Raw genomic sequence first — 13,851 nt, forward strand, 5'->3', positions numbered from 1 at the left:
TTATTGCGCCGAGGCGGCAGAGGCCGATGCTTCGGCTGAGGCCTGCGCCTTGGCGGCGCGTTCCGCCGCCTGTTCGGCCTTGCGTCGGGCGTTGCGTTCGGCCTTTTCGCGCTGGGCGCGCACGACATCGGGCAGGACAATCTCATGACCGAACGGCGCGGGTGAGCGCACGCCCAGACCCTGCGGCCAGACGAAGCTGAGCGCGATCATCAAAAGGGCGATGACCGCCGCACCGGTATAGAAGACCTTGTCATTCATGCCGCAGCTATAGCCTTAGCCCGCGCGTTTGAGAACCCAAAACTGTCTGGCCACAGGTCGGGACCACAAGATTGGCCTCATTCCCAAAACTCAGGCGTTTCCGGCACGCGGTTAAAGGCGATCTTGGCACCCACAAATTCATGCAATTTCGGCTTGGGACCTATGCTTATGCGATCCTTGCCAAAGCGCTGGTTGAGGGCGTCCATTGCCGCCAGCAGGCGCATATGGCGCGGGTCCTCGTCCGCTGCCGGGCTGTAGCCGAACAGGTCCGGGGCCGTATCGGCCGCAATAAGACGCAGACAGGTGACCGACACCTTCTTGATACGCGTCTGGTTGAGGGTCCGCACACACACATCCCACAGCGCATCGGCGGCCTCCAGCAAGCGGAAACTGTCGGCCGTGGTCATGAACAGGCGCTCCGCCTGCGCCCGGCCCTCCTGCGTGCCGCGAATCGACAGGTGCAGGCCGCCGCACTTATAGCCCATGCGCCGCAGCCTAGACCCGCACTTGGCCGTGAGTCGCCGGGCGACGGCGCGCGCAGCGTCCACCGGACGCAGTTCGGCTGCCAGAACGTGCGAATGGCTGATGCTGCCGCGTTCGGTTTCGGTCTCCGGCGGGTCGATGCCATGCAAGGCGTACCAGAACTGATCCCCGCCGATGCCGCCCCACAGCTGACGCATGCGGTTGGCGCTAAGGTGCCAGAGCTGCCGCGGATCGCTGATGCCCGCCCGGTGCAGCCGCGCCTTCATGGCCGGACCTATGCCTGGAAAATCGCCGATGTCGATATCGAGCAAAGGCCCCGGCAACTGATCACGGCGCAGCACCGTCATCCCCAGCGGCTTTTGCATATCCGCCGCCGTCTTGGCCAGCATCCGCGACGGGGCCAGGCCGATGGACGCCGTCAGACATTCACCGATGTTGGACAAAATCCGCCTCTGGATACGATGCCCCAGGGCGCGCGCCGCCGCCTCCACCGTCTCCGGTCCCATCAGCCGGCAGGCCACCTCGTCGATCGAACAGACCTTTTCGACGGGGATGACGTGATCGACCTCCTCAAGGATGCGGTGGTGAATGCGTACATAGTCATCCGGCCGCGCTTCGACGACGTGCAGGTTCGGGCAGAGTTGCCGCGCCACCGCCACCGAGGTGCCGGTCTTGATCCCCAGCTTTTTGGCCTCCTGACTGGCGGCGATGGCACAGGTATAGTCACTCTTCACCGGCACCACGATCAGCGGCTGACCGCGCATATGCGGCCGCGCCTGCTGTTCGCAACTGGCGAAAAAGCTGTTCATGTCGAGATAGAGCCATTTCAGCCCGCTCCCGTCGTCCCAGTGTCTGGTCTGCGTCTTCTGCATGAAAAGGAACATAACAAGAACATTTTAGGCGAGTCAAGCTCAGACGACCCCCAAATCGCGCGCACCGGTGGAAGGTGAACGGCGGGGGCTTTCGCACCTGCACCCAAATGCACTATAGGGTGTGAATGTCAGTGACGAAGCCCCAGACGCCCCGACCGGACCCGTCCGTATCGGAACCAGACGCCGAGACCGCCACCCCCTCCGACACAAAAGGCGGTAAGCCGACGCTCAAACGCGCCATCATGGACAATGGCGCGCTCAGCGTCATGTTCGCCGTCGTTTTCATCAATCTGGTGGGGTTCGGCCTGCTGGTGCCGCTGATGCCCTTCTTCGCCCAGACTCTGAAGGCCGGGCCGTGGCAGGTGACGCTGATGTTCGCCGCCTATTCGCTGGGGCAGTTCTTTGCCGAGCCCTTGTGGGGCGGTCTGTCGGATAAGTGGGGTCGCAAACCGGTTCTGGTCATCACCACGGCGTCCAATATCCTCTTCTATGTGCTGCTGGCCTTCGCGCCCAATGTGTGGTGGGCCATCGCTATCCGCTTCCTGAACGGCATAGGCTCCGGCAATGTGTCGTGCATCCAGTCCTATGTGTCGGATATGTCCGAACCGCATCAGCGCGCGGGCCGCATGAGCCTGATCGGGGCAGCCTTTTCACTGGGCTTCGTCATCGGGCCGGTCATTGGCGGCTTTCTGGCCCACGAAGAGGCCGGGGCTGCGGGCTTCAGACTGCCCCTGTTCCTCGCCGCCGGCCTGTCGGCGGTGGCAACGCTTGGCATCCTCTTTTATGTGCGCGAAAGCCGCGTGCGCACCCACGCGGCCCCGCAGAATTTTCGCGCCACCTTCGCCGAAGCCCGCCGCCATCCGATCATCAGCCGCCTGATTCTATCCACCCTGTTCTACATGGCCGCCCTCGCCGGGCTTGAGGCCACCTTCGGCCTGTGGGCCAAGGCGCGGTATGAGTGGGGCCCGCGCGAAGTCAGTCTGGTCTTTCTGTTCATCGGGGTGACCGCCGCCCTGATGCAGATGGTCTTCACCCGCCCGCTGGTGCGCCGCTATGGCGAGGCGCGCATACTGGTGCTGGGCCTGATCGTCTTCGGTATGGGCTTCTTCCTTCAGGGGATCAATCAGGTCGCGATACTGGTCACGCCGCTGGTCATGCTGGCCGCCCTGGGGCAGGCCGTCATCTTCGCCTCGATTTCAGCGATCATCTCGAAATCAACGCCCCCCGACCGTCAGGGGGCCATGCTGGGCCTCAACCAATCGACGGGCGCCATTGCCCGTATCGCCGGACCGGTCGTAGCGGGCTTTTTGTTCAGTCAGATGGGAGCGAACGGCCCTCTGTGGTTTTGCGCGGCCATGTGCTTTACGGCCGCCCTGCTGGCGCTGCGCGTCGCCCGGGTCGAGCGCAAGCTGAACGCCGGGTAAGTTTTAGCAAGTCGCGCATTTGACCCGAAAACCGGTTCCCACTTTTCGGAATGCGCTCTGACTGGTCGCGCATTTGACCCGAAAACCGGTTCCCACTTTTCGGAATGCGCTTAGAAGATCAGAAAGGCCGCCAGAGCCATTCCTATGCTCAGGCCCAGAATGATGTCGAGCGGACGCACGAGCGGCGACCTGGGCCGCTTGCCGGAATCGTCCCGCCGGGGGGCATAGTTGAGTTTGATCGCCACGGTCATTGTCCCGAAATGAGTCAACGGACCCACGAAGGTGCAAAAGCCATGCCCGCTGTCCTGTCCCGCAACGACACCGCCTCTTTCAAAAAAAACGCAAAATCGGGGGAAAACTTTTTAAAAGGCCTTGCGTTTAAAATTCCAAGAGACTAATTGTCCGGCCCTCGCCGCTGAGGCGGGAACACGAAATGGACACGCACTCGTAGCTCAGCTGGATAGAGCATCAGACTACGAATCTGAGGGTCAGGAGTTCGAATCTCTTCGAGTGCGCCATTCCGTTTCAAAGACAGGCTCCCTGCGGGGAGCCTTTTCTTTTGCGCATTCGCCAAATCCACAAAACAAAGCCCCGCCATTTCTGACGGGGCTTGTTCTGTTGGCCGTGTGACCGCGATCAGGCGGCACGGACCGTTTGCAGGAACTTGTCCATCTCATGATGCAGGCGCTCGGCCTGAGTGGCCAGTTCGGCCGATGAGTTTTGGACCTGCACCGCGGCTTCACCGGTTTGTTCGGCGGCCTGCGCCACGCCCGCAATGTTGGAGTTCACCTCCTGCGTTCCGACCGAGGCCTGATTGACCGCCTGAATGATCTCCTGCGTCGCTGCGCTTTGCTGCTCCACGGCTGAGGCGATGGCCGTGCTGGAATGGTTCAGGCTCTGGATCGTCCCGGCGATGTTACGCATGGTCGTCGCCGCGCGGTTGGTCGCGTCCTGGATCTTGGCGATCTTGTCGGAGATATCGGTCGTAGCCTTGGCGGTCTGCGAAGCCAGCGCCTTGACCTCGGCGGCCACCACCGCAAAGCCCTTGCCCGCTTCACCGGCGCGTGCCGATTCGATCGTGGCGTTGAGCGCCAGCAGATTGGTCTGGTTGGCCAGCCCGGCGATCAGATCGACCACACCGCCGATGGAGGCCGCGGTCTCGTTCAGTTCACTGACCACGGTCTGCGCTTCTTCGGCTTCGCGCACGGCATTGGCGGCGACCGAGGCCGAGGTTTCCACCTGTCTCCCGATCTCCCCGACCGAGGCGCCCAGCTCCTCCGTAGAGGCCGCCACCGAGGTGACATTGGCCCCGGCCTCTTCGGCGGCGGCGGAAACGGCGATGGACTGCGCGGAGGCTTCCTGCGCCGTGGCGCTCAGTTGCGAAGCCGCCGCCTGCATTTCGGTGGCCGCAGAAGACACCAGAGACACGATACCACCCACGGACTTTTCGAAATCATCAGCCAGCCTCAGCATGGCGGCGCGGCGCTCGGCCTCGGCCACCGCCTTTTGCTGCTCGGCGGAGGCGCGCAGGGTTTCGGCTTCCATCAGGCCCTGACGGAAGGCTTCGGCGGTGCGCGACATCGAACCGATCTCGTCGCGACGCTCCTGACCGGGGATAACGACGTCGAGCTTGCCCTTGGCCATCTGGCCCATCAGGCCATCAAGGCGAACCACAGGCGCCGAAATGCCGGTGCGCGTCAGCCACACGGCAAAGCTGCCGGCGACCAGCAGGCCAATCAGACCGAAGATATTGGCATTGCGAATATCGGTATCGGCGCTTTTCTGGAGGCTGGCGGCGAGGGCGTTGTTTTCTTCAATCGTGCGATCCACCACACCGGCAACGCCGGTCATGACCTCCAGCAATTGCGGCCCGCAGCCATTGTCCATCGCCGCAATGGCCGCGTCCTTTTGACCGGCCTGCGCCAGACTGGCCACCTCGGCACAGGCGCTGCTCATGGCCGCATTGTATTTTTCGCGCAGGGGTTTGAACTCAGAAACCTTGTTAGGCAGAAACTTTTCAGCCTTGTCCATTTCAGCGTTGAACTTGGCCTTGCCGTCTTCGATGTCCTTCTCCGCCTTTGCCAGCTTGGTGGCGTCTGTGGCGATAATGGCTTTCAGAATCGAGCGCGACGTCCAGGCCGCGTGACGACCCGAGCGCGCCAGCGCCACCGTACCGGGCGCCGGTCCCGTCAGGGCCTGATCGTACTTGTCTATATTACCGCCCAGAGAGCTATCGGTGTAGAGCACCGCCCCCACCCCCACGGCCGCGATCAGCGCCAGAAGCACGATCACCTTGATTTGCATAGATAAATTGTTCAGCATAGAGGCCCCGTCCACTTTGAATCGTCCAAAAACGCCGTTACTGAACATTTCGTAACAAGGTTAATAAGTGGTAACGGATGGCAGCATCTGCCATAAAAACGGTACCTTTATGCCTGCAAAGGATTGGAAAGCACGCTGTGCGGGACCGGTATTTTTCTGCCCTGCCCTATTATCGTGAATTTGAAGTTCGCTTCAGTCTGATATCGAGAGCCGGGCGAACTTCAAATTCAAAAACGATAATAGATACGATAAGTTGCTAGCGTCCCGTTGAATCTGAAATTCGCCAGTGAGCAATATCAAGCGCATTCGAATTTCAGATTCAGGACACTAGCCGGCGCGTGATGGGTTTCCTATAAGGTGTGACTGAGTGTTTTGATCCCTGCGGAAGCCCCTCCCCATGCTGTCACGCCGTTTCCTCCTCACCGTCGCGCTGGGTCTGGGTCTGAGTGGCTGTGCCACGCTGAGCCCGGCACCGCGTGAACGTTTTACGCCGGTGGTGGCGGCGGCCAATCCGCTGGCGGCCAGGGCGGGCATGGAGATATTGGCGCGCGGCGGCACGGCGGTCGATGCGGCCATCGCCGTTCAGGCGACCCTGTCTCTGGTCGAGCCACAAAGCTCCGGCCTCGGCGGCGGGGCCTTCATGGTTTATTACGACCGCAAGACGGGTCAGACCACCGCCTATAATGGCCGCGAAACCGCGCCGAAGTCCGCCGACGGCACCCTGTTCCTCAAGCCCGATGGCACGCCCCTGCCCTTTGGCGAAGCGGTGGTGTCGGGCCGCGCTACCGGCGTACCGGGGGCGGTGCTGATGCTCGACATGGCCCATGCCCAGCACGGCAAGCTGGCGTGGAAAGATCTGTTCCACACGCCGGAAAAGCTGGCCGAAGACGGGTTTGTCATTTCGCCGCGTCTAGGGAACTATCTGGCCAGCGGCCGCTTCCCGCAGAGCCAGACGCCCGACGTGAAGTCCTATTTCGGTGACGGCAAGGGTGGCGTCAAAAAGACCGGCGATGTGCTGAAAAACCCGGCCTATGCGCAAACCCTGCGCACCCTGGCCGACAAGGGCGCGGTCATCTTCCGCGAAGGGCCGCTGGTCGAGGCCATGATCGCCAAAACCCACGAAGGGCCTCTGCCCGGCGATCTGCAACCGCTCGATTTCAAGATGTATTTCCCCAAGTCCGGGGCACCGGTCTGCGACACCTATCGCGTCTATATTATCTGCGTGCCGGCTCCGCCCTCGTCGGGTGTGTCGCTGCTTCAGGCGCTGAAGATCGTCGAAGCCTTCCCGATGAACGCCTACGGGGTCAATGATGCGCGCGGCTGGCAGGTGATTATCGAAGCCGAGCGGCTGATGTATGCCGACCGCGATCAGTACGTGGCCGACAGCGACTTCGTCAGCGTGCCGGTCACAGGCTTGCGCGACCCGGCCTATGTGCGCAGTCGTGCGGCCACCATCACCATCGGCAAGGCGTCACCGGCCCCGACCTACGGCACACCCCCCACCGCCGTGGCCTGGGCAAAAGACGCAACGCAGGAACCCGCCGGGACCACGCACTTCGTCATCCGTGACCGCTATGGCAATGCCCTGTCCATGACCACAACGGTCGAAAGTATCTTCGGGACGGGTCGCATGGTCGGCGGCTTCTTCCTGAATAATCAGTTGACCGACTTCTCTTTCACCCCGGTGACAAAAGCCGGTCAGAAGGTCGCCAATGCAGTCGAAGGGGGCAAGCGCCCGCGCTCCTCCATGTCGCCCGTGCTGATTTTCGATAAGGACAAGCGCCTGATCGGCATGATCGGTTCGCCGGGCGGGTCGTCCATCCTGTCCTATAATCTCAAGGCGCTGGTGGGGATGCTCGACTGGAATCTCAGCGTGCAGGAGGCCGTCGCCCTGCCGAACATCGTGGCCAACCCGGCGGCCATCCGCATCGAGGCCGGCCTGAAGCCGGAGATTCTGCAAGGTCTGAAGGACATGGGCTATACGATCCAGGAGGTACAGGGCGAAAACTCCGGCCTGCACGGCGTCATGTTCCGCAACGGCGGCATCGACGGCGGAGCCGATCCGCGCCGCGAAGGCGTGGTGCTGACAGGGCAATAAGGTCGTGCGACCCTCGATCGTTATCCTCACCGGTGCGGGCATTTCCGCTGAGTCGGGCGTGCCGACCTTTCGCGCCTCCGACGGGCTGTGGTGCGGGCACCGCGTCGAAGCCGTCGCCACGCCCGAAGGATTCGCGGCCAATCCGGTTCTGGTCCACGACTTCTACAATCAACGCCGGGCGCAGTTGAAAGCCGTGGTCCCAAATGCGGCGCATCAGGCTCTGGCGCGACTGTCGGCGGCCTATGACGGCGACGTGCTGCTGGTGACGCAGAATGTCGATGATCTGCACGACCGGTCGCATCGGGGTGTCACGCCGAAACGCGGTTTTGGCCTGATCCACATGCACGGGGAGCTTCTGCGGGCGCGCTGCGTCGAAACGGGCAAAACGTGTGACTGGAGGGGCGACATCCATATCGACACGCCCTCGCCCTTCGGGACGCTGGGCCTGCGCCCGGACATCGTGTGGTTCGGCGAAATGCCGTTTCAGATGGATCGCATCTACGACGCCCTGTCGGGCTGCGGCCTGTTTATCTCCATCGGCACGTCGGGCAATGTCTATCCGGCAGCGGGCTTCGTGCAGGAGGCCACGCGCGCCGGAGCGCACACGGTGGAACTGAACCTTGACCCGTCTCAGGGCCACAGCCTGTTTCAAGAGCGCCTGTACGGTCCCGCCACTGAGGTGGTGCCGGCCTATATTGAAAGGCTGCTTTAGAGTGGTTTCGACCTTCACTCTGTGAAGAACCACAGATTTCACAGATTACACAGATTGATAGGACTGACCGGGACGCAGACTGGAAGAGTTAAAGGCGCAAAGCGCAAATCTGTGAAATCTGTGTAATCTGTGGTTTAACTGCACTATGAAAGCCGCGATTTAAAACACCCGCACCGCCGTGCAGCCGTTCATCTCGATCAGCAGCAGCAGGTCGATCAGGGCCTGCACCGGGGCCGTGCCAAAATCGACGTGCAGGTGGTCGGCATCGACCAGCAGCGAGTGGATGTGGCCCGAAAAGCGCGAGTCGAGATCAACATTGCGGTCTTCCGGATCGAACCAGGTCTCGAACCACGCTTCCAGCCCCTGAAGCGTTTCCGGCGCACCGGTCAGGGACAGATTCATCTCGTGCCAGTCGAGCGCCTCGACCGTCATTTCCAGTTCATTGAGCGTCACCACAATCGGATCAAACGCCACCTCTTCGTCGGGCGACAGTTCGACGATCTGCGGCGCGTCGTCCTCCGCCGGGCCCGTCATATAGTCGGCGCAATAGAGCGACCGGTAAAGCCCGGCCTCGACCGAGACCTCCAGCTTGACCTCGGCCACGCCACCCGGATGGGCCTTGGCCTGCACATCGGCAAAATGCGCGAATTGCCCCACATAGGAGTCGCGCGCCAGTTCGATCAGTTCCTCAAAATCCATAATCTGTTCTTTCGCGCCTGCCGGAAGCGCTTTTTATTCAAAATGCGACAGGAAGGACTGGGTGCGCGGCAATTCCTGATAGCGGTGCACCTTGACCCCCATAACGAGGCCGAAGCCGATCATCACCGTGGTCATCACCGAGCCGCCATAGGACAGAAGCGGCTGAGGCACACCGACCACGGGGGCCAGCCCCATGACCATGGCCCCGTTGATCAGGACGTAGAGGGCAAAGGTGGCCGTCACCCCGGCCGCGGCCAGTCGTCCGAAATGCGAATGCGAAAGCGAGGCGATGCGCAGCGCCATAAAAACGGCCAACGCATAGAGGGCGAAGACCGTGAACGCCCCAAGGAAGCCGAGTTCCTCACCCACCGCCGCCAGAATGAAGTCCGTATGCTTTTCCGGCAGGAAGCTCAACTGCGACTGCGACCCCAGCCCCAGCCCCTTGCCCAGGAGCCCCCCGGAGCCGATGGCGATCTTGGATTGCAGTATGTGATAGCCGTCGCCCGATGGATCGGCTTCGGGATTGAGGAAGGTCAGGATGCGTTTGCGCTGATAATCGTGCATCACGAACATGACGAAGAAGGGCACGGCCACGATCCCGCCCACGGCGGCGGTGGCAATCACACGCCAGTCAAGCCCCGCGACAATCATCACCGTAATCCCGGTCAGCAGGATCAGCATGGCCGTCCCCAGATCGGGCTGGTGCGCCACCAAAAGCACAGGCACCATGATCATGGTGAAGGGGATAAACAGCTTCCAAGACAGGACAGCGTCCTTGGTCCCCGCTTCGTGGTACCAGCGGGCCAGCGCCATGACGATGGCAAGCTTCATAAATTCAGACGGCTGCATGGAGAAGGAGCCGATCTCCAGCCAGCGCTGTGCGCCCATGCGCACATCCCCGACCAGTTCGACCGCCACCAGCAACAAAAGCGACACCCCATAGGCCGGATAAGCCAGCAGCATCCACCAGCGCAGATCTATCAGCGACAGCAGGATCATTACCACAAAGCACAGGCCGAAACGCAGGACGTGATTATAGGCCCACGGCTCCCACGACATGCCGCCCACCGAATAGAGGACCAGCGCGCCGATCCCGGCAATCAGCGACAGCACCAGAGCAAAGCCCCAGTCCACCTGAAGCAGCTTGATATCATAACGTTCGCGTTCGCCCCGCCGGGTCATTGCGCTTTCGGCCATGGGAACCTCAGGGTACGGGAGGGATGTATTCGATGCTTTCCGGTGCCACCTCGGTGCTTTCGACCTCGGGCGGCGCGGTTTCAGCGGCTTCGACGGGCTCGGGTGGTGGCGGGGCGACGATGCGCGCCTGAAGTTCAGGGTCCTTGAGCAGGGCGACCTTCATGATTTCACGCGCCTTCGGAGCGGCAAAGCGGCCCCCGGCGATACCGTGCTGCACGATAACCGCCATGGCGTAACGCGGATTATCGACCGGGGCGTAGCAGACGAACAGGCCGTGGTCCTTGTTCTTCCACTGCGTCGCCTTGCGCGTGCCGGCGCGATCATAGTTGATGACCTGCGCCGTCCCGGTCTTGCCGGCCATCTTCATGTCGCCCAGATTGAGCTGCGAATTACGGAACGCCGTGCCGTCGGCGTCATTGGACACCATCTCCATGCCGTCGCGCACGATCTGGATATGCTCCGGCGGTATGCCCAGCGGTTTGAAATCAAAATCCTTATCCACCGCGCCGATTTTCTTGATCAGGTGCGGCGTGACGGCCTTACCGCCATTGGCGATACGCGACACATAGACAGCCAGTTGCAGGGCAGAAACCGTCGTATAGCCCTGACCGATGGCCACCGAAAGGGTTTCACCGGGGTGCCATTTGGGGTCTTTGGGGCGGCCTTTCGTGCCGTCGAAATAGGTGCGCTTCCATTCGGTCGTCGGCACCAGTCCCTTCTTCTGCCCCTCGATCTCAAGTTCAAACAGTTCGCCCAGCCCCAGCTTGTGCGCGGTGGCCGCGATGCGGTCCACGCCGGGGCGGTTGCACATATGGTAGAAATAGGTGTCGCACGAAAACTTCAGCGCGTGGCGCATATCGACCGCCCCATGCACGCCATGGCAGCGGAAGGTGCGATTACCGAAGCGGTAGGACCCGCGGCAGACCACCTTCTCGGTCGGGTCGATACCGTAGTCGAGGAAAGACAGGGCCGAGGCCATCTTGAAGGTCGAACCCGGCGCGAAGGTCGAACCGATTGCCTTGTCCAGCAGAGGCCGCCGCTCATATTCATTCAGCAGCTTATAGGCCTTGGACGAAATGCCCGACACGAACAGGTTGGGGTCAAAGGACGGGGCCGACACCATGCACAGGATTTCGCCGGTGTGAATGTTGAGCAGCACCGCACTGCCGGAATCCTGCTCGAACACCTCAAGCGCACGCGCCTGCACCTCGGCATCCAGCGTCAGGGTGATGTCCTCGCCCGGTGTGGGCGGGCGTGTGCCGTCGGGGTCTTCGGCGACGATATTGCCACTGGCATTGACCTCGATCTTCTGCGCCCCGGCCACGCCGCGCAACTGTTTGTCGAAGGCCTTTTCCACCCCCTGCTTTCCGATGCGAAAACCCGGATGAAGCAGCAGCGGATCGGGGTTTTCGCCTTCGGCCTCAAGGTCCTTTTCGGAAATTTTCGAGACGTAGCCTACGACGTGCGAAAAGGCTCCGCCGTAGTGATAGACGCGGATTTCATCCATCACCGCCTGCACACCGGGGATTTCGGCAGCAAACAGGTTGACGCGCGAAAATTCTTCCCAGGTCAGATCGGCCGCCACGACGGTCGGCACGAAGCGCTGCGACTGGTTGATGTCGCGCACGATGCGGCGGCGGTTGTCCTGCACCTGCGGCAGGACGTAGGAAATCTGATCCAGCGTGTCGTCGAGGTCGTCGATTTCGTTGCGGATAATCAGGACGCGGAAGGAGGGACGGTTTCCGGCGATGACATTGCCGTTGCGGTCCAGAATCTTTCCGCGCGGCGGCGGCACCACACGGAAATTGAATTGATTGGCCGCCGACAGGCGCTTGTACTTGCCGCCCTGCACGATCTGAAGCAGGGCCAGTTGCCCGCCGAGTGCAAAAATGCCCAGCGCCGTCACCCCGCCCATCAGAAAGATGCGGCGGTGAAACGTCCCCTGCTTCTCATTAACGTCCTCAAAAAAGATGGAGGGTTCGCTCAATTGAACCTCACATCGCTGTTGAGAAAGCGATCCAGCAGGATCAGCACGAATACCACCAGACACCAGGTGGCGAACATCTGCTCGAAAACGCTGATGAGGCGCGGGACAACGCCGGAATCGAGCGTGGTCAGCACAACGCCCAGCGTGAAGAACAACAGAACCGCCAGCGAATAGGCTCCGATGACCACCCAGGTGTCCTGCCCCACGATGTAGCTGCGGATCAGCAGGGTCGCCGCGTGCACCGCCATCAGGCTGATGACGTAAAAGCCGAGAGGTGCCCCCCAGAAATAGTCGAGGAACAGCCCCATAACCCCCAGCAGCAGCGGCGCGATAAAGCTGGGGCGGATCAGGGGCCAGGCGAAGGCCAGGGCCACCGGCCACACCGGCTCCGGCAGGTCGAGGCCGAAGGACAGAGGGAGGTCGGTCGCCAGCACTACGGTCGCCAGAATCGCCATCAGGGCCGGATAGAACAACCAGTCCTGCGGCCCGACTATGCCGCCGGAGCCCCGGCGCGGCGTGCGGTTTTCAAACAGGGCCTTATACAGGCGCGCACGGCGGCTGGCCGACGGCGTCATGCTGCGCGTGGAGGATGAACGGGGGCGGCGTTGCGGAGCCAGCATGGCCTCAGCCTCCGCTGACGCTGGCGGGCGAAGCCGAAGCCGGAGCCTCGGTAGCGGGTTGCGGGCGCGGGGCCACGGGCTGTGACATCGCGGCCGGCCGCGGACGCGGCACCGCCGAAGACGGAGACGTCGAAGAGGAAGACGCCGGGGCAGCGCTGCTGGAGGCCGCGCCAGACGACGCGCTCGCGCTTGAGGCGCTGGGGCTGTGCGACGCCGCCGAGGGGGCGGGAGGCGCAGGGAGAAGGTCGGTCACCAGCGGAGTGCGCAAGACCTCTTCGGCGCGCGGAAGCTGCGTAAAATCTTTGAATTTCAGAACCTTGACCAGATCGATCGGGCCGCGATTGGTGTAGAGATCGACGCGCCACACACCATCGACACCGCGGCGCGCTTCGCCCACCGGCAGACCACGCGGAAAGATGCCGCCATCGCCGGAGGTCAGGATCTGATCGCCTTTTTTCAGCACATCCGGGCCGCCACGCACAAATTCCAGACGCGGGAAGCCGCCGCCATCGCCCACCATCATGGCACGGGCGTCGGTGCGCGCCACCATGACCGGCACGCGGCTGACGACATCGGTGACCATCAGCACCCGGCTGACGTCCGGGCTGACGCCGACCACGCGACCGACCAGACCATGTTCGTTGATCACCGGATTACCGAAGGCCAGCCCCTTGGACGTCCCGGCGTCAATCAGACGGTTATTGTTGAACGGGCCACGCGATACGGAGACTGAGCGGGCGGTGATGCTCTCGACCTCCGGCTCGGTGCGCAGGTTGAGCAGCACCTCGTAGCGGCGATTCAGTTCCTTGGCCTGACGATAGGCGTCACGGTACTTTTCCAGCTCGACGATCTTCTGCTTGAGGACGCGGTTTTCGCTGACGGCGAAGAAATAGTCTTCAATGCCGTTGGTGCGGTCGCTGACGAAGTGGGCCGGCGTGGACAGCAGATTGTTGCTCTTGGCGGCGGCGCGATCAAACCCGGCGCGGTTGCCATAGGAGGCGGCGTCAAGCCCGCCACGCCGGTCCCCCAGAAACATCAGCGCCCCCACCACGCAGATGGCGGCGACCAGAATCATCACCCCCCACGTAATGGGAAGCTTCAGATGTTCAAAAGGCTGGTTATCCCCGTATCGCACGCCGACATCCCTCCGGATCCACCCGGACCCTCATTCAGAGGACA

Annotated in this window: 12 protein-coding genes and 1 tRNA gene; 4 read left to right on the plus strand and 9 right to left on the minus strand. The window is 62.2% G+C overall.

Annotated features, from left to right (window positions below; all coding sequences use genetic code 11):
* Together AACH73_RS07450 and AACH73_RS07455 are read right to left on the minus strand one after the other, a co-directional pair.
* Nucleotides 1-258 (minus strand): hypothetical protein, encoded by a 258-nt coding sequence (locus AACH73_RS07450; protein ID WP_272741260.1) that lies wholly within the window; start codon nt 256-258, stop codon nt 1-3.
* Between the two features lie 77 nt (nt 259-335).
* Nucleotides 336-1,625, minus strand: coding sequence for a DNA-directed DNA polymerase (locus AACH73_RS07455; protein ID WP_338734471.1), 1,290 nt, complete (start codon nt 1,623-1,625; stop codon nt 336-338).
* A gap of 113 nt (nt 1,626-1,738) precedes the next feature.
* Between AACH73_RS07455 and AACH73_RS07460 the strand changes: the two genes are divergently transcribed.
* On the plus strand, nt 1,739-3,037 hold the full coding sequence (locus AACH73_RS07460) for an MFS transporter (RefSeq protein ID WP_272741262.1): 1,299 nt from the start codon (nt 1,739-1,741) through the stop codon (nt 3,035-3,037).
* Nucleotides 3,038-3,147: 110 nt separating this feature from the next.
* On the opposite strand, the gene AACH73_RS07465 is transcribed toward AACH73_RS07460, so the two are convergent.
* Nucleotides 3,148-3,282, minus strand: a complete 135-nt coding sequence (locus tag AACH73_RS07465) for a hypothetical protein (protein WP_272741263.1) — start codon at nt 3,280-3,282, stop codon at nt 3,148-3,150.
* A gap of 196 nt (nt 3,283-3,478) precedes the next feature.
* Here AACH73_RS07465 and AACH73_RS07470 point away from each other — a divergent pair.
* Nucleotides 3,479-3,555 (plus strand) — tRNA-Arg (locus tag AACH73_RS07470).
* A 118-nt stretch (nt 3,556-3,673) separates the two neighbouring features.
* On the opposite strand, the gene AACH73_RS07475 is transcribed toward AACH73_RS07470, so the two are convergent.
* Nucleotides 3,674-5,359, minus strand: a complete 1,686-nt coding sequence (locus tag AACH73_RS07475) for a methyl-accepting chemotaxis protein (RefSeq protein ID WP_338734472.1) — start codon at nt 5,357-5,359, stop codon at nt 3,674-3,676.
* Nucleotides 5,360-5,756: 397 nt separating this feature from the next.
* Between AACH73_RS07475 and ggt the strand changes: the two genes are divergently transcribed.
* Together ggt and AACH73_RS07485 are read left to right on the plus strand one after the other, a co-directional pair.
* Nucleotides 5,757-7,457, plus strand: a complete 1,701-nt coding sequence (ggt, locus tag AACH73_RS07480; RefSeq protein ID WP_338734473.1) for a gamma-glutamyltransferase — start codon at nt 5,757-5,759, stop codon at nt 7,455-7,457.
* A 4-nt stretch (nt 7,458-7,461) separates the two neighbouring features.
* Entirely contained in the window at nt 7,462-8,169 is a 708-nt protein-coding gene (locus tag AACH73_RS07485) for an NAD-dependent deacylase (RefSeq protein WP_272741266.1), read from the plus strand.
* 159 nt (nt 8,170-8,328) lie between these two features.
* Here AACH73_RS07485 and AACH73_RS07490 read toward each other — a convergent pair whose 3' ends face one another.
* Genes AACH73_RS07490 through mreC form a run of 5 tightly spaced genes read right to left on the minus strand, consistent with a single transcriptional unit; the run spans nt 8,329 to nt 13,747 of the window.
* Nucleotides 8,329-8,868, minus strand: coding sequence for a hypothetical protein (locus AACH73_RS07490; RefSeq protein WP_272741267.1), 540 nt, complete (start codon nt 8,866-8,868; stop codon nt 8,329-8,331).
* 33 nt (nt 8,869-8,901) lie between these two features.
* Nucleotides 8,902-10,065, minus strand: a complete 1,164-nt coding sequence (gene rodA, locus AACH73_RS07495; protein WP_272741268.1) for a rod shape-determining protein RodA — start codon at nt 10,063-10,065, stop codon at nt 8,902-8,904.
* Between the two features lie 7 nt (nt 10,066-10,072).
* Entirely contained in the window at nt 10,073-12,052 is a 1,980-nt protein-coding gene (gene mrdA / locus AACH73_RS07500; protein WP_272741269.1) for a penicillin-binding protein 2, read from the minus strand.
* Nucleotides 12,049-12,672, minus strand: a complete 624-nt coding sequence (locus tag AACH73_RS07505) for a hypothetical protein (protein ID WP_272741270.1) — start codon at nt 12,670-12,672, stop codon at nt 12,049-12,051. Before AACH73_RS07505 ends, mrdA begins: the two co-directional genes overlap by 4 nt.
* Nucleotides 12,673-12,676: 4 nt before the next feature.
* On the minus strand, nt 12,677-13,747 hold the full coding sequence (mreC, locus tag AACH73_RS07510) for a rod shape-determining protein MreC (protein ID WP_272741271.1): 1,071 nt from the start codon (nt 13,745-13,747) through the stop codon (nt 12,677-12,679).
* Nucleotides 13,748-13,851: the final 104 nt, after the last annotated feature.

This window comes from Asticcacaulis sp. DW145 (assembly GCF_037101385.1).
In the GTDB taxonomy this organism is placed as follows: Bacteria; Pseudomonadota; Alphaproteobacteria; order Caulobacterales; family Caulobacteraceae; genus Asticcacaulis; species Asticcacaulis currens.